Below are 15,568 nucleotides of genomic sequence, written 5' to 3' on the forward strand. Positions count from 1 at the left end.
ACCCGCGCGCTCCGGCCCGCCGCGTGTCCGGGCCGGCCTGTCGCGCGCCGCGCAGCGGCTGCGGCAGCTGCTCTACGCGCACGTCCTCGTCCAGCCGCGGGGCCAGGACGGGCCTGGAGTGGCTGGCGCTGGCGGATCCCCGGGCCGGGTCGCCCGCGGAAACGGTGGCGCGGCTGCGGATGCACGACGCCGGGCTCTACCCGGAGACGCAGGTCCTGCTGGTCGCGCCCAGCGGGCGCCGAGCGTACCCGGACTTCTTCTTCCGGGCACAGGGGCTGGTCGTGGAGATCGAGGGGTACGCGTGGCACGGAAGCAGGGCGCAGCACCAGCGGGACACGGCCCGGTTCAACGATCTGTCCGCGTGCCCGGAGGTGCGGCGGATCCTGCGGTTCACGGCGGTGGATGTGTTCCGCCGGCCGGACGTGATGATCCGCGACATCTGCGGTGCGCTGGGGGTCAGCCCCGCCCCAGCGCCTTCGTCACCGCGATCTCGATGACGACGCGGGTGGGGTTCGGGCGCGGGGTGCGCCCGTAGCGGACCGCGTACCGCTCCACCGCGTCGGCGACGACGTCCGGCTCGGTGCGGACGACGGCCCGGCCCTCCAGCGTGGCCCAGCGCTTGCCCTCCAGCTGGCAGACGGCCACCCGCGCGCCCTCCGGGCCGGCGGCGGCCTGGACGTTGGCGACCTTGCGGCTGGCCTTGTCGGTGATGACGCGGGCGATGCGCGCTTCGGGGTCGTACGTGACGCCGACGGGCACGACGTGCGGGGTGCCGTCGGGGCGGAGGGTGGTGAGGGTGCAGACGTGGCGCTCGCGCCAGAAGGCGAGGTAGGCGGGGTCGGGGCTGGTGAGGTCCTGGGCCATGTGGGTCAGGGTAGTGCGCGGCTTCAGCCGCAGAACCCGGTCCTCGGTCCTCGTCTGCGGTGGCGGGGGCGCGTGCCGCCCGGTTCACTCGGAAGAGGGGGCTCCCGCCCTACGGGTTGAGTGGAATAGACTCAACTTATCGCACGTTCCACGAAGCAATCGCAGTGACGGAGCAGGAGGAGCCCGAGGCCGTGGATGCCGAGCTGACCAACAAGAGCCGTGAGGCGCTGAGCGCCGCCAATGATCGGGCCGTGTCGGCCGGGCATGCCGATATGACGCCCGCGCATCTGCTGCTCGCGCTGCTCGCGGGGCAGGACAACGAGAACGTGATGGACCTGCTGGCCGCCGTGGAGGCGGACGCCGCCGCGCTGCGGTCGGGGGCCGAGCGGGTGCTGGCCGGGCTGCCGAGCGTGCAGGGGTCGACCGTCGCGCCGCCGCAGCCGAACCGGGAGCTGATGGCCGCGCTGGCGGACGCCGCCGAGCGGGCGCGGGCCCTGGGCGACGAGTACATCTCGACCGAGCATCTGCTGATGGGGCTCGCCGCGAAGGGCGGGCGCACCGGGGAGCTGCTGGCGGAGCAGGGCGCGTCGGCGGAGAAGCTGCTGACGGCGTTCGAGAAGGCACGAGGAGGCCAGCGGGTGACGACACCCGATCCGGAGGGCACGTACAAGGCGCTGGAGAAGTTCGGCACGGACTTCACCGCCGCCGCGCGCGAGGGCAAGCTCGACCCCGTCATCGGGCGGGACCACGAGATCCGGCGCGTGGTCCAGGTGCTCTCGCGGCGCACCAAGAACAACCCGGTGCTGATCGGCGAGCCCGGCGTCGGCAAGACGGCCGTCGTCGAGGGGCTCGCGCAGCGGATAGTGAAGGGCGACGTGCCGGAGTCGCTCAAGAACAAGCGGCTGGTGGCGCTCGACCTCGGCGCGATGGTCGCGGGTGCGAAGTACCGCGGCGAGTTCGAGGAGCGGCTGAAGACCGTGCTGGCGGAGATCAAGGCCAGCGAGGGGCAGATCATCACCTTTATCGACGAGCTGCACACGGTGGTGGGGGCCGGGGCCGGCGGGGATTCCGCGATGGACGCCGGGAACATGCTCAAGCCGATGCTGGCCCGCGGCGAGCTGCGCATGGTCGGCGCGACGACGCTCGACGAGTACCGCGAGCGCATCGAGAAGGACCCGGCGCTGGAGCGCCGCTTCCAGCAGGTGCTGGTCGCGGAGCCGTCCGTGGAGGACTCGATCGCGATCCTGCGCGGGCTCAAGGGCCGCTACGAGGCGCACCACAAGGTGCAGATCGCGGACTCGGCGCTGGTCGCGGCGGCGACGCTCTCCGACCGCTACATCACCTCCCGCTTCCTGCCGGACAAGGCCATCGACCTCGTCGACGAGGCCGCGTCCCGGCTGCGTATGGAGATCGACTCCTCGCCCGTCGAGATCGACGAGCTCCAGCGCGCCGTCAACCGGCTGAAGATGGAGGAGCTGGCCCTGCGCAACGAGACGGACGAGGCGAGCAAGGAGCGGCTGGCCAAGCTGCGGCGCGACCTCGCCGACAAGGAGGAGGAGCTGCGCGGGCTCACGGCGCGCTGGGAGAAGGAGAAGCAGTCCCTCAACCGGGTCGGTGAGCTGAAGGAGCGCCTGGACGACCTGCGGGTGCAGGCCGAGCGCGCCCAGCGCGACGGCGACTTCGACACCGCGTCCAAGCTGCTGTACGGGGAGATCCCGGGCGTCGAGCGGGAGCTGGAGGAGGCCGCGCAGGCCGAGGCGGAGGCGGAGCAGGAGGCCGCCGCCAAGGACCTCATGGTCAAGGAGGAGGTCGGCCCGGACGACATCGCCGACGTCGTCGCCTCCTGGACCGGCATTCCGGCGGGCCGTCTGCTGGAGGGCGAGACGCAGAAGCTGCTGCGCATGGAGGACGAGATCGGCAAGCGGCTGATCGGGCAGGCCGAGGCCGTCCGGGCCGTCTCGGACGCCGTGCGCCGGTCCCGGGCGGGCATCGCCGACCCCGACCGGCCGACCGGCTCGTTCCTCTTCCTCGGCCCGACCGGCGTCGGCAAGACCGAGCTGGCCAAGGCGCTCGCCGACTTCCTCTTCGACGACGAGCGGGCGATGGTCCGCATCGACATGAGCGAGTACAGCGAGAAGCACTCGGTGGCCCGTCTGGTCGGAGCGCCGCCCGGCTACGTCGGGTACGAGGAGGGCGGTCAGCTGACGGAGGCGGTGCGCCGCCGGCCGTACAGCGTGATCCTGCTGGACGAGGTGGAGAAGGCCCATCACGAGGTCTTCGACATCCTGCTCCAGGTCCTCGACGACGGCCGGCTCACCGACGGCCAGGGCCGGACGGTGGACTTCCGGAACACCATCCTGATCCTGACCTCGAACCTGGGCTCGACCTTCCTGGTCGATCCGCTGCTGAAGGAGGAGCAGAAGAAGGAGCGGGTGCTGGAGACCGTACGGGCCTCCTTCCGGCCCGAGTTCCTCAACCGGCTCGACGACATCGTCGTCTTCCACCCGCTCGGCGCCGAGCAGCTGGAGCGGATCGCGGAGATCCAGATCGGGCACCTCCAGCGCCGGCTGGCCGACCGGCGGCTCACGCTGGACGTCACCGAGGCCGCCCTGCGCTGGCTGGCGGCCCTGGGCCACGAGGGTGCCGGGGACGGCGCCGCACCGGACGTCACGTACGGCGCGCGGCCGCTGCGCCGGCTGGTCCAGACGGCGATCGGCGACCAGCTCGCCCGGGCGATCCTGGGCGGTCACGTCCGCGACGGCGACACGGTCCGCGTCGACCGCGTGCCGGGTTCCGGCGAGGGCCTGACGGTGACGGCGGCGGAGCGGCAGCCGCAGGCGGCCTGAGGGCCCCCTCGCCCCTCCGTTCCCGGTTCCGCCGGGAGCGGAGGGGTTGCGGCGATCCGGGAGGTGTGAGGGAGGATGGCCAGAGACCGTACGAAGGGAAAATCACGGTGAGCATCGACCCGTCCTCGATTCCGAATTTCGGGGGCCAGCCCGAGCCGCACGAGACGGGCCCGACCGGCCCCGTCATCCCCGACCAGGACCTGGTCAAGCAGCTTCTGGACCAGATGGAGCTGAAGTACGTCGTCGACGACGAGGGTGACCTCGCCGCGCCGTGGGAGCTGTTCCGGACGTACTTCATGTTCCGTGGCGAGGAGGAGCAGCAGGTCTTCTCCGTGCGGACGTTCTACGACCGGCCGCACGGGATCGACGAGAAGACGAAGCTTCTCGAGGTGATCGACGACTGGAACCGGCGCACGCTCTGGCCGAAGGTCTACACCCACACGCACGACGACGGCACCGTCCGCCTGATCGGCGAGGCGCAGATGCTGATCGGCGTGGGGGTCTCCCTGGAGCACTTCGTGTCCAGCACGGTCAGCTGGGTGCGGGCCTCGATCGAGTTCGACAAGTGGCTCGTCGAGCAGCTCGGCCTGGAGGCCGACATCGAGTCCGGTGACGACAAGCCGGACGACGAGGCCTGACCGCCTCACCGCCTCACATCGGAAGGCGGCCCACCGCCACCAGATACGTTCCGTAGAAGAACGAGAGCCCGGCCAGCGCGCCGATCGTCACGACGACGACGCGCTGCCGGGCTCTGGCCATTGCCAGGGCCGCGGGCAGCAGCAGCGGGAAGGCGGGCAGCAGGAAGCGCGGCTTGGACGCGAAGTAGGCGGAGCCGCCGACGGCGATCAGGGCGAGGACGATCGTGTACACCAGCAGTGGCGCGGGGGGCCGCTCGACGATCAGGAAGGCCAGCGCGACGAGGGCGACGACGAGCACGGCGAAGGACATGTAGTACGCCATGACGTCCCGCCCGGTGATCAGATGGCGGATGAACGTGAACGCGCCCTGGCCGAAGTCGAAGCGCGAGCCCCACAGCCGCTGCACCTCGAAGTAGCCGAACGGGCTGCCCTGGGCGTACAGCCCCGCCCACACCACGTAGCCCGCCCAGCCGACCGGGGCGAGCACCAGACCCGTCCACAGGCGCCAGTCGCGCCACAGGCGCGGCTCGCGCCGCAGCGCGAGCGCGGTCGCACAGGCGATCGCCGCGGCGACGGCGATGCCGTTGGGGCGGGAGAGGCCCGCGAGGAGTCCGAGGACGCCGGCCCAGAGCCGGCGGCCGGTGAGCGTGGCGTAGAGCGACCAGGCCGCGAGGGCGGTCATCAGGGACTCGGTGTACGCCATCGACAGCACGATCGCGTGCGGCAGCAGGCCCCACACCACGACGAGCAGGGTCCCCACGCGCCGCCCGTGCAGCCGCTCGCCGACCGCATACACGCCCCACGCGGCGGCTCCCGCCGACAGCCAGGCGACGAGCAGTCCGGCGGTGACCACCCCGACCGGCAGGACGGTGGACACGGCACGGGTCAGGCCGGGGAAGAGCGGGAAGAACGCGACGTCCTTGAAGATGACGCCCTTGCTGGTGGCCGACGGCACGACGAGGCCGTAGCCGTGCCGGGCGATCCCGGCGTACCAGATCCCGTCCCAGGAGTGGCCGAGGAGCGTGCGGGGGTGGCGGCCGACCCACCAGGCCCAGGCGGCCATCAGCGACATGCCGGTCAGCCGGGCGGCCGCGTACAGCGCCAGCGCGGGCGCGGCACGGCGCAGGGCCGCGCGCACGCGCTCGTAGCGCTGGATCCGGCGCCGGTTCCGCGCGGCGCGGCGCGGATCCGGGGCGCGGATGGGCACGACGGTGTCGGCGGACACGGGGCACCTCCGGTGAGGGTGCTGTGGGGATCTCGGCATACCGACCATGCGTTCTCGCGCGTCGCGCGCGCGGTGAGCAGCGCCCGTAGGGGGCGCGGGTTCCACCCGCTCGGGTGCACAACGATCCAGCCCGTCCGGCGTTCGAGGACACCGCGCGTCGGCGCGGTCCGGGGTCTGGGGGGCGGAGCCCCCGGTTTCGGGAAGAGGCGGGGCAGGGGAAAGATCCACGCATCGAACAGGGAGGGGAACACATGAGTACCGCGGAACGTGTGCAGGGTCTGGGGACCTCCGTCTTCACCGAGATGACCGAGCTCGCCAGACGCACCGGTGCCGTCAACCTCGGCCAGGGCGTGCCCGAGCTCGGCGCGCCGCGCGCGTTGCTGGAGGAGGTCGCCGCGGCGGTCCTCGCGGGCGGCAATCAGTACCCGCCCGCGCAGGGCTTCCCCGCCCTGCGCGAGGCGATCGCCGCCCACCAGCTGCGCCGCTACGGGCTGGAGTACGCGCCGCAGGGCGAGGTCCTGGTGACCACCGGGGCCACCGAGGCGCTGGCGGCCGCGCTGCTCGCGCTGTGCGACCCGGGCGACGAGGTGCTGGCCTTCGACCCCTGCTACGACGCCTACCCGGCAGGGGCCCGGTTCGCGGGCGCCCGGCTGGTCGGGGTGCCGCTCGCCGAGGAGGGATGGGGGTCCCCCCAGGCGTCCAGCTCTGGGGGAGGCTTCGTGCTGGACCCGGACGCGCTGCGCGCGGCCGTCACCCCGCGCACCCGCGTCCTCGTGCTCAACACGCCGCACAACCCCACCGGCAAGGTGTTCACCGCCGAGGAGCTCGACGCCGTCGCCGACGTGTGCCGTGAGCACGATCTGACGGTGGTGACGGACGAGGTCTACGAGCACCTCGTGTACGACGGGCCGGACGGCGGCCCGGGCGCGCACCGGACGATCGCCGCGCTGCCCGGGATGCGCGAGCGGACGCTGACCGTGTCGTCGGCGGGCAAGACGTTCAACGTGACCGGCTGGAAGATCGGCTGGGTCTGCGGCCCGGCCCGGCTGGTCGCCGCCGTCGGGGCGGCGAAACAATTCCTCACCTACGCGTCCGGGACGCCGTACCAGGAAGCGCTCGCGCGAGCGCTGGGGGGCGTGGAGGAGTGGGCGGCAGAGCTCAGGGGCACGTTGCGCCGGCATCGCGATCTGCTGAGCGAGGGGCTCGCGCGGGCGGGTCTGCGCCCCTGCCGTGCGGACGCCGGATATTTCGTCCAGGCGGACATCCGCGCGTGGGGGCATGCGGACGGCGCGCGTTTCTGCCGTGAACTCCCCGCACGCGCCGGGGTGGTGGCAATTCCGACGTCCGCCTTCTATGTGCGCCCCGGCGCCCCCACTCATCTGGTGCGTTTCTCCTTTTGCCGGAGCGAGAAGTCACTGTGCGAAGCCGTGGAGAGGCTGGTAAGCGCCGTCTGAAGCACCCGCTGAAGCGCAGGCCATAGGGAAGCCGAACCTAAGAAGGCACGCCTTCCCCGTACGCCCGCATTCCGGCCGCATATGCGTCCGGCGGAGAACGCGAGGGCCGCCGGGCGCCGGGATGGTGAACATGTGAACTGCAAGGCGCTCGCGTGGATGGAATCCAGAAGATGATGGGTAAAAACGCTGTGAGCGCCGCGCATTTCATGATTCCCTCTCATCCAGAGCCACGTTCAGAGACAACTTCCTCGGATTCGTCGGAATTACAGCCTCCGAGACCGAGGGCCTCCCATGTGGGCATGAGCCGGCGCACTCGCGAGGAACGCGTCATCCGTTCCTCTCCGGGGCGGGCCGGCCCACCCTCCACTGCTCGCTCGCGGAGCCGACCCATGCTCACCACCCTCAAGACCACCTACACCGATACCCGCGCCGCCGACCTCGCCTGGTGCCTGGGCAAGGAGCCGCTTCCCGCGCTGGCGGTGCTCGACCTGCAACTGAAGGACTCCGCCGTGCAGTTGCGGCTGCTCGGCGCCTCGCACCAGGTCCTGCTCGAAGAGGACGGAGGCTCCTGTTCGGAGACGGTCGCCTGCATACCCGGCAGCAGCACCCCCCTTCCGCTCGGCGTCTCCAAGCGTGTCGGCGCATGGGAATACGAGTTCGCCGCGCGCGTCGAGACGCTCTCGCACAGCTCCTTCGCGGGGCGCGCGCAGGAGCTCCTCGCGCTGGTGGCCGAGCACCCCCAGGGGCTGGCCGGCACCTTCCCCGGCAGCCCGCACGCCTTCACCGCGCTGCTCGCCCAGCGGCACGACGGCCAGGTCACCTGGCGCACCTGGCACGCGTATCCGCAGGAAGGACGGCTGGTCGCCACCCGCACACGGGTGGGCCTCAGGGTGGCCGCGCCCCTGCAATGAGGCTGCCCCGGACGGCCGGAGGACACGCCAAGTCACCCGAGCGCGTGAGCAAAGCCCTCGTGTGGGTGACAAGGGGGCGGCGGACCGTGACGTAGCGTTCCGGCATGGTCTCCAGCCCGGTACCAAGCCCGGCACCAGCGCGGCTGCCCGTACCGGCCGGGCTCGGCCGCCTTCTTGTCCTGACGACGGTCTTCGTCTGCGCGGCCTGTGGCCTGGTGTACGAGCTCGAACTGGTCGCGCTGGCCTCGTACTTGCTCGGTGACTCCGTCACCCAGGCGTCCGTCGTGCTGTCGGTGATGGTCTTCGCCATGGGCGTCGGCTCGCTGCTCGCCAAGCGGCTGCGGCGCCGCGCCGCCGCCGGCTTCGCGGCCGTCGAGGCGGTGCTCGCCCTGCTCGGCGGTCTGTCCGCCATGGCGCTGTACGCATGCTTCGCCTGGTACGGGCTGGCGCGGCCGGCGCTGGTGGTCTTCTCGCTGGCGATCGGGGTGCTCATCGGCGCGGAGGTGCCGCTGCTGATGACCCTCATCCAGCGCATCCGCCGCCAGGACGCGGGCGGCGCCGTCGCCGATCTCTTCGCCGCCGACTACGTCGGTGCCCTGGTCGGCGGTCTGGCCTTCCCCTTCCTGCTGCTGCCCGTCCTCGGACAGCTGACGGGCGCCCTGGTGACCGGCGCGGTCAACGCGGTGGCGGGCGGGGTCCTGGTGCTCTGGCTCTTCCGCCGCGACCTGTCGGCGCGGGCCCGCTGGGTGCTGGTCACGGTCAACGCCCTGGTGCTGGTCCTGCTCGCCGTCTGCTCGGTGCTCAGCGGCTCCTTCGAGCGTGCCGCGCGGCAGGCCGTGTACGGCGCGGACGTCCGGGTCGCCGTGCAGAGCGACGTCCAGGAGGTCGTCCTCACCGGCGGCGGGGGGAGCGGCCGGCCGGTCTCGCTCTTCATGGACGGCCGGCTGCGGGTCAGCGCGGGGGACGAGGTCCGCTACCACGAGGCCCTCGTCCACCCCGCCATGGCCGGTCCGCACCGGAACGTCCTCGTCCTCGGCGGCGGTGACGGCCTGGCCCTGCGCGAGGTCCTGCGCTACCCCGACGTCGTCTCGGTGACCGTCGTCGAGCTGGACGCCGCCGTGCTGCGGCTGGCCCGCACCGACCCCGACCTGGTCCGTCTGAACCACGCCGCCTACCGGGACCGCCGGGTCCGCGTCGTCACCGCCGACGCCTTCGACTGGCTGCGCGCGCGGCACGCCCCGGACGGGCCGTACGACGCGGTGCTCTCCGATCTGCCCGATCCGGGGGTCACGCCCAGCGCCAAGCTGTACTCCCAGGAGTTCTACGGGCTCGTCGCGCGCGCCCTCGCCCCCGGTGGCCGGCTGGCCGTGCACGGCGGCGCCTTCGACGCCCGCCCCCGCACGTTCTGGACCGTCGACGCGACCCTCCGCTCGGTGGGCCTGGACACCGCGCCCTACCGGGTCACGGGCTGCTGCCTGGACGGCATGCCGCACGAGGACTGGGGCTTCCTGCTCGCCTCCCGCGCCCCCGCCCGCCTGGAGCTGCCCGCCCGGCGCCCGTACCTGCAGTCCCTCACCCCCGCGGAGCTCGACCAGGACGGACGGGAGGCCGCCGCCCACCGGCAGCCCGGACTGCTCCCGTCGACACTGATGCACCCGCGCTACGGCGAACCCTGACGGGACCCGCCGGAGTGCCGGGCGCCCGCACCGCGCCTAGCGTGGGCGTAGAGCCACGGGTAGAGCCACGGAGTGAGGAGCCCGTCATGGCGAAGATCGCCCTCTTCGGTGCGACCGGCACGATCGGCAGCCGCGTGCTGCGCGAGGCGCTCGATCGCGGACACCGGGTGACCGCCGTCGTCCGCGACCCCGCGAAGCTCACCGAGGAGCACGAGAACCTGACGGTGACGACCGGTGACGTGCTGGACCCCGCGTCCGTGGCCGCCGTCGCCAAGGGCCAGGACGTCGTCGTCAGCGCGGTGGGCGGCGGGGACGGCCCCGGGCACCTCGCCACCATCGAACCGGCCGCGAAGTCCCTGGTCGCGGGCGTGCGCACGCTCGGCGAGACGGCTCCCCGGGTGATCGCGGTCGGCGGCGCGGGCTCCCTGCGCAAGCCCGACGGCAGCCTGGTCTGGGACGCGGAGGGCATCCCGGAGTTCCTCCAGCAGATCATGCACGCGCACGGCGACGCGCTCGACTACTACCGCACGGTCACCGACGTCCGCTGGACCAACATCAGCCCCGCCGCGTCCATCGCGCCCGGCGAGCGCACGGGCACCTACCGCACGGCCCTGGACGATCTGGTCGTCAAGGAGGACGGCACGTCCCGGATCTCCGCCGAGGACTACGCGGTCGCCCTCGTCGACGAGATCGAAGAGGCCAACCACATCGGCGAGCGCTTCACCGTCGGTGAGTGACGTCTGCGGCTTCTGACGGAAAGTTCGACCGGATTCGACCGGGGCGGTGCTGGTGAGGGGCCCGGTGGGTAGGCTCGCATGCCATGGAGCATGAGGTGTTCGTTCCGTATCCCGTCGACGCGGTGCGGAAGATCCTTTCTGACACGGCGCGCGTGGCGCGGTGCGTCCCCGGCCTGCAGCCGGACGCCGGCAGCACGTCGCCGACCTCGCTCGCCGGACGTCTGCGCCTGCGCGTCGGCGGCTCCACGATCACCTACCGGGGTGCCCTGCGCCTCACCGAGCAGGCCGGTGCCTACGAGCTGACGGGCGAGGGCACGGAGGTCCGGGGCTCGGGCGCGGTGACGCTCGCGCTGAGCGTACGGCCCGAGGAGATGCCCGGCGGCACCCGCCTGAGCTGCACCGGAACCGCCGGCCGGGCCGGCCGGCTCGCGGAGTTCGACGAGAAGACCGCCGAGGCCGCGGCGCGCCGCCTCCTCGACCGCTTCGGCGCCGCCCTGGCGGAGGAGCTCCGCGCGGACGTCGACGCGGCGGCGTACCGGACGGCGCCGGCGGACGAGCCGGCCGACCCGGAGGCCGACGCCGAGGACCTGGAGGCGGAACTCGACGCGGGCCTCGACGACGGCCTGAAGAACGCTCTGGAGGAGGCCCTCGACCCCGAGGAGCCGCCGGCCGAGGCGGCCCACGCGCGCCGCACGATGATCGGCCGCAGCGCGGAGGAGGTCGACCACGCGCCGCCGCGCGGCCGCTACGCCCCGGTCCCGGCGCCGGAGACCTCCCACGGCACGGCGGCCCTCCGCTGGGCCGCGCCGGCGGCCGCCGTGGCGCTGGCCTCCGCGGTGGTGGTCGGCCGGGTCCTGCGGCGCAGGCGGTAGCGCGCCGTCCGGCCGGTCCGGCGGGGGAGGAACCCCTATCGTCGAGAACGTGACGACCCTTCACCTGGCCCATGCCAACGCCGCAGTGACGATCGACCCCGACAACGGCTGCCGCCTCACCAGCTTCCAGGTCCACGGAGCGGAGCTCCTCCGGCAAGGGGCACGGTACGGCGCCTTCCCCATGGTCCCCTGGTGCGGCCGCATAGAGAACGGCCGGTTCCGCGACGGCGCCATGACGCACCAGATGCCGGTCAACTCGGGCCCGCACGCCATTCACGGCACCGGCCGCGACGCCGCCTGGCGCACCGCCCGCGTGGACGAGACGTCCGCCGTGTTCACGTACGACCTCGCCGACCCGTGGCCGTACCCGGGTCGCGTCACCCAGGTGGTCGAACTGGGCCCGGATTCCCTGACGCTCACCATGGGCGTCGAGACGTACGGCGACTCCTTCCCCGCGCAGGCCGGCTGGCACCCCTGGTTCCGCCGCAACCTCGGGGACGACCTCGGCGACGGCAAGGACGTCGAGCTGGACTTCCACGCCGCCTGGCAGGAGGAGCGCGGCGAGGACCACCTGCCCACCGGCCGCCGTATCGAGCCGCGCCCCGGGCCCTGGGACGACTGCTTCGGGATGCCGGACGGCGTGGCCGCCACGCTCACCTGGCCCGGTGCGCTGGAGCTCGAGGTGACCAGCCGCGCCGAGTGGGTGGTGATCTACGACGAGCAGCCGGAGGCGGTCTGCGTCGAGCCGCAGTCCGGCCCGCCGAACGGGCTCAACACCCTGCCGCGCCTGGTCACGCCGATCGACCCCCTGGAGGTGGCCACGACGTGGACCTGGCGGAGCCTGTGACCGGCGGTGTCGTGCCGGCCGTAGCTCCGGCGAAGATCCGCCGGGCAGGCAATAAGCTCATGGCCATGACCGACGTGCGTGACGCCCTGCTGCAGCAGATCAAGGACAAGGCCGTGATCCACGGCAAGGTGACCCTCTCCTCCGGCAAGGAGGCCGACTACTACATCGACCTGCGCCGGATCACCCTGGACGCCGAGGCGGCGCCGCTGGTCGGTCAGGTGATGCTGGACGCCACCGCCGACCTGGAGTACGACGCCGTCGGCGGGCTCACCCTGGGCGCCGACCCGGTCGCCTCCGCGATGCTGCACGCCGCCGCCGCGCGCGGCCGCAAGCTGGACGCGTTCGTGGTCCGCAAGGCGCAGAAGACCCACGGCATGCAGCGCCGCATCGAGGGCCCGGACATCAAGGGCCGCCGGGTGCTGGTGGTCGAGGACACCTCCACCACCGGCGGCTCGCCGCTGACCGCCGTCACCGCCGCCCGGGAGGCCGGCGCGGAGGTCGTCGCGGTGGCCACGATCGTCGACCGCGGGGCCTCGCAGGCCATCGCGGACGCGGGTCTGCGCTATGTGACCGGCTACTCCCTGGACGATCTGGACCTGGCCTGACCTGCGGCTTTGCCCGCACTGTGCGACGCGGGGGTGAGGTTTCACGAGGTTTCACGTGAAACCTCACCCCCGCGTCACATCCCGGCCGGAGGCCCCCGCAGAGCCCCTGTGGAGCAATCCGGGGAGTCTGGAAAGATGGGGTCGACGGCGACAGTCGCCCCCTAGGTCAGGGCCCCAGCACAACAGCCCACCCGCACATCACAAGGAGCGGACAGATGCCCATCGCAACCCCCGAGGTCTACAACGAGATGCTCGACCGGGCGAAGGCAGGCAAGTTCGCCTACCCGGCCATCAATGTGACCTCGACCCAGACTCTGCACGCGGCCCTGCGCGGTTTCGCCGAGGCGGAGAGCGACGGCATCATCCAGATCTCCACCGGTGGTGCGGAGTTCCTGGGCGGCCAGTACAGCAAGGACATGGTCTCCGGCGCGGTCGCGCTCGCCGAGTTCGCGCACGTCGTCGCCAAGAAGTACCCGGTGAACATCGCGCTGCACACCGACCACTGCCCGAAGGACAAGCTCGACGGCTACGTCCGTCCGCTGCTCGACATCTCCGCCGAGCGCGTCGCCAAGGGCGAGAACCCGCTGTTCCAGTCCCACATGTGGGACGGCTCGGCCGAGACCCTCGCCGACAACCTGGCCATCGGCCAGGAGCTGCTCGCGAAGGCCGCCGCCGCCAAGATCATCCTTGAGGTCGAGATCACCCCGACCGGCGGCGAGGAGGACGGCGTCTCCCACGAGATCAACGACGACCTCTACACCACCGTCGAGGACGCGATCCGCACCGCCGAGGCCCTGGGCCTGGGCGAGAAGGGCCGCTACCTGCTGGCCGCCTCCTTCGGCAACGTCCACGGCGTCTACAAGCCGGGCAACGTCGTGCTGCGCCCCGAGCTCCTCAAGGACCTCCAGCAGGGTGTCGCCGAGCGGTTCGGCAAGGCGGACCCGTTCGACTTCGTCTTCCACGGCGGCTCCGGCTCGACGGAGGAGGAGATCCGCACCGCGCTGGAGAACGGCGTCGTGAAGATGAACCTCGACACGGACACCCAGTACGCCTTCACCCGCCCGGTCGCGGCCCACATGTTCCGCAACTACGACGGCGTCCTGAAGGTCGACGGCGAGGTCGGCGACAAGAAGACCTACGACCCGCGCAGCTGGGGCAAGCTGGCCGAGGCGGGCATGGCCGAGCGCGTCACCAAGGCGTGCGCCGACCTGCGCTCGACCGGCACGAAGCTGAAGTAACCCACGACGGCAGGAAGAAAGGGCCCGGCACGCGCCGGGCCCTTTCGCATGGCCGGACGGGCGCCGGCGAGGGATGATCCGGTCATGAGCGACTCCGCCGTCCGGAGGGACTCCGACCCGGCCGCCGGCCCCGCCGTACGGCTCGGCACAGCCGCCGGGCGCGCCGTGCTGCTGACGGCCGTGCTCGGCTCGGGCATGGCGCTGCTCGACAGCACCGTCGTCAACGTCGCCCTGCCCCACATCGGCCGGGACTTCGACGTCGGGCTGGCCGCCCTCCAGTGGACCGTCAACGCCTACATGCTCACCCTCGCCGGGCTCATCCTGCTGGGCGGCGCGCTCGGCGACCGGTACGGGCGGCGGCGGGTCTTCGTGATCGGCGTGGTGTGGTTCGCGCTCGCCTCCCTGCTGTGCGGGCTGGCGCCGGACGCGGACGTGCTGATCGCCGCGCGGGCGTTGCAGGGGGTGGGTGGCGCACTGCTCACGCCGGGTTCGCTGGCGCTGATCCAGTCCGTCTTCCATCCCGACGACCGGGCCGCCGCGGTGGGCGCCTGGTCGGGGCTGGGCGGGGTGGCGGCCGCCGTCGGGCCGTTCGTCGGCGGCTGGCTGGTCGACGGGCCCGGCTGGCGCTGGGTCTTCCTGATCAACCTGCCGGTGGCCGCCGTCTGCGTGCCGGTGGCCCTCCGGCACGTGCCGGAGACGAGGGACCCGGCCGCGCGCGGCCGCTTCGACGTGCTCGGCGCGACGCTGGGCGCGCTGGCCCTCGGCGCGGTGACGTACGCGCTGATCGCCGCGCCGGACCGGGGCGTGTCGCCGTGGGTGATCGTGCCCGCGGTGGCGGGCGTGCTGCTGGGCGTGGCGTTCATCGCCGTCGAGCGGCGGCGGGAGAATCCGATGCTGCCGCCGTCGATCTTCTCGATCCGGATGTTCTCGGCGGTCAACGCGGTCACGTTCTTCGTCTACGCGGCGTTCAGCGGCTTCTTCTTCCTCGGGGTCATCCAGCTCCAGGTGGTGGTCGGCTGGTCCGCGCTGGTGGCGGGCACCGCGCTGCTGCCCACGACCGTGCTGATGCTGCTGCTCTCCTCCCGTTCCGGCCGGCTCGGCCAGCGCATCGGGCCGCGCATCCCGCTCACCGTCGGCCCGCTGCTGTGCGCGGGGGGCCTGCTGCTGATGACGCGCGTGGGGGCGGGCGCTTCGTACTGGCGCGACGTCCTGCCGGCGCTGCTGGTGCTGGGCCTGGGCATGGTGGCGCTGGTCGCGCCGCTCACGGCGACGGTGCTGGCCTCGGTCGACGTGGCCCGCGCGGGACTGGCCAGCGGCATCAACAACGCGGCGGCGCGGGCGGCGGGCCTGATCGCGGTGGCGGCGCTCCCGCTGGCGGCCGGGATGGGGCCGGACGCGTATCGCTCTCCGGCGCGGTTCTCGGCGGCGTTCGACCGGGCGATGGGGGTGTGCGCGGGGTTGCTCGTCGTGGGGGCGCTGCTGGCCGTCGCCACGGTGCGGGAACCGCGGCCGCGGGGCGTCTGCCATCCCGAGTGCGAATACCACTGCGGGGTGTCGTCGCCGCCGCTGGATCCGGGCGAGGCGGAGCGTGAAGACCCGGGGCCGGCTCACGTACCGAGAGGGCGAGCGCGGCGCGCTCCTGGTGACCGCCGACG

At 72.6% G+C, this 15,568-nt stretch carries 13 protein-coding genes and 1 pseudogene; 12 read left to right on the forward strand and 2 right to left on the reverse strand.

Annotated features, from left to right (window positions below; genetic code table 11):
• A pseudogene (locus tag AB0K09_RS18315) lies at window positions 1–497 on the forward strand (hypothetical protein); the annotation flags it as partial.
• Here the strand turns inward: AB0K09_RS18315 and AB0K09_RS18320 are convergent.
• Window positions 457–864, reverse strand: a complete 408-nt coding sequence (locus AB0K09_RS18320) for a TIGR03618 family F420-dependent PPOX class oxidoreductase (RefSeq protein ID WP_366066399.1) — start codon at window positions 862–864, stop codon at window positions 457–459. The pseudogene AB0K09_RS18315 and the gene AB0K09_RS18320 sit on opposite strands and share 41 nt — an antisense overlap.
• 191 nt (window positions 865–1,055) lie before the next feature.
• Between AB0K09_RS18320 and clpB the strand changes: the two genes are divergently transcribed.
• Window positions 1,056–3,710, forward strand: coding sequence for an ATP-dependent chaperone ClpB (clpB, locus tag AB0K09_RS18325; protein WP_366066411.1), 2,655 nt, complete (start codon window positions 1,056–1,058; stop codon window positions 3,708–3,710).
• Window positions 3,711–3,817: 107 nt separating this feature from the next.
• The gene (locus AB0K09_RS18330; protein ID WP_366066400.1) at window positions 3,818–4,348 is read left to right on the forward strand and encodes a YbjN domain-containing protein; all 531 of its coding nucleotides are present in this window, start codon (window positions 3,818–3,820) and stop codon (window positions 4,346–4,348) included.
• 13 nt (window positions 4,349–4,361) lie between these two features.
• Here the strand turns inward: AB0K09_RS18330 and AB0K09_RS18335 are convergent, their stop codons facing one another.
• Window positions 4,362–5,573, reverse strand: coding sequence for a hypothetical protein (locus AB0K09_RS18335; protein ID WP_366066401.1), 1,212 nt, complete (start codon window positions 5,571–5,573; stop codon window positions 4,362–4,364).
• A gap of 251 nt (window positions 5,574–5,824) precedes the next feature.
• On the opposite strand from AB0K09_RS18335, the gene AB0K09_RS18340 reads away from it, so the two are divergent.
• From AB0K09_RS18340 to AB0K09_RS18380, 9 genes are all read left to right on the forward strand, one after another.
• Window positions 5,825–7,027 (forward strand): aminotransferase class I/II-fold pyridoxal phosphate-dependent enzyme, encoded by a 1,203-nt coding sequence (locus tag AB0K09_RS18340; RefSeq protein WP_366066402.1) that lies wholly within the window; start codon window positions 5,825–5,827, stop codon window positions 7,025–7,027.
• A 389-nt stretch (window positions 7,028–7,416) separates the two neighbouring features.
• Window positions 7,417–7,938 (forward strand): DUF2617 family protein, encoded by a 522-nt coding sequence (locus AB0K09_RS18345; protein WP_366066403.1) that lies wholly within the window; start codon window positions 7,417–7,419, stop codon window positions 7,936–7,938.
• A gap of 104 nt (window positions 7,939–8,042) precedes the next feature.
• Entirely contained in the window at window positions 8,043–9,614 is a 1,572-nt protein-coding gene (locus AB0K09_RS18350) for a polyamine aminopropyltransferase (RefSeq protein ID WP_366066404.1), read from the forward strand.
• A gap of 86 nt (window positions 9,615–9,700) precedes the next feature.
• On the forward strand, window positions 9,701–10,351 hold the full coding sequence (locus AB0K09_RS18355; protein ID WP_366066405.1) for an NAD(P)H-binding protein: 651 nt from the start codon (window positions 9,701–9,703) through the stop codon (window positions 10,349–10,351).
• 83 nt (window positions 10,352–10,434) lie between these two features.
• Window positions 10,435–11,223, forward strand: coding sequence for an SRPBCC domain-containing protein (locus AB0K09_RS18360; protein WP_366066406.1), 789 nt, complete (start codon window positions 10,435–10,437; stop codon window positions 11,221–11,223).
• Between the two features lie 49 nt (window positions 11,224–11,272).
• Entirely contained in the window at window positions 11,273–12,070 is a 798-nt protein-coding gene (locus AB0K09_RS18365) for an aldose 1-epimerase (protein WP_366066407.1), read from the forward strand.
• A 59-nt stretch (window positions 12,071–12,129) separates the two neighbouring features.
• The gene (pyrE, locus tag AB0K09_RS18370; protein ID WP_366066408.1) at window positions 12,130–12,675 is read left to right on the forward strand and encodes an orotate phosphoribosyltransferase; all 546 of its coding nucleotides are present in this window, start codon (window positions 12,130–12,132) and stop codon (window positions 12,673–12,675) included.
• A gap of 215 nt (window positions 12,676–12,890) precedes the next feature.
• Window positions 12,891–13,913, forward strand: a complete 1,023-nt coding sequence (gene fbaA, locus AB0K09_RS18375; RefSeq protein ID WP_366066409.1) for a class II fructose-bisphosphate aldolase — start codon at window positions 12,891–12,893, stop codon at window positions 13,911–13,913.
• Window positions 13,914–13,997: 84 nt separating this feature from the next.
• On the forward strand, window positions 13,998–15,568 hold a 1,571-nt coding region (locus AB0K09_RS18380), incomplete at its 3' end, for an MFS transporter (protein ID WP_366066410.1).

The sequence above is a fragment of the Streptomyces sp. NPDC049577 genome (genome assembly GCF_040675635.1).
Lineage (GTDB): Bacteria > Actinomycetota > Actinomycetes > Streptomycetales > Streptomycetaceae > Streptomyces.

What these genes read in the sequence shown, in the direction of transcription:
- AB0K09_RS18320 (WP_366066399.1), bottom strand. Translation starts at nt 864, where the DNA reads ATGGCCCAGGACCTCACCAGCCCCGACCCCGCCTACCTCGCCTTCTGG.
- AB0K09_RS18340 (WP_366066402.1), top strand. Translation starts at nt 5,825, where the DNA reads ATGAGTACCGCGGAACGTGTGCAGGGTCTGGGGACCTCCGTCTTCACC.
- AB0K09_RS18345 (WP_366066403.1), top strand. Translation starts at nt 7,417, where the DNA reads ATGCTCACCACCCTCAAGACCACCTACACCGATACCCGCGCCGCCGAC.
- AB0K09_RS18350 (WP_366066404.1), top strand. Translation starts at nt 8,043, where the DNA reads ATGGTCTCCAGCCCGGTACCAAGCCCGGCACCAGCGCGGCTGCCCGTA.
- AB0K09_RS18355 (WP_366066405.1), top strand. Translation starts at nt 9,701, where the DNA reads ATGGCGAAGATCGCCCTCTTCGGTGCGACCGGCACGATCGGCAGCCGC.
- AB0K09_RS18360 (WP_366066406.1), top strand. Translation starts at nt 10,435, where the DNA reads ATGGAGCATGAGGTGTTCGTTCCGTATCCCGTCGACGCGGTGCGGAAG.
- pyrE (WP_366066408.1), top strand. Translation starts at nt 12,130, where the DNA reads ATGGCCATGACCGACGTGCGTGACGCCCTGCTGCAGCAGATCAAGGAC.
- fbaA (WP_366066409.1), top strand. Translation starts at nt 12,891, where the DNA reads ATGCCCATCGCAACCCCCGAGGTCTACAACGAGATGCTCGACCGGGCG.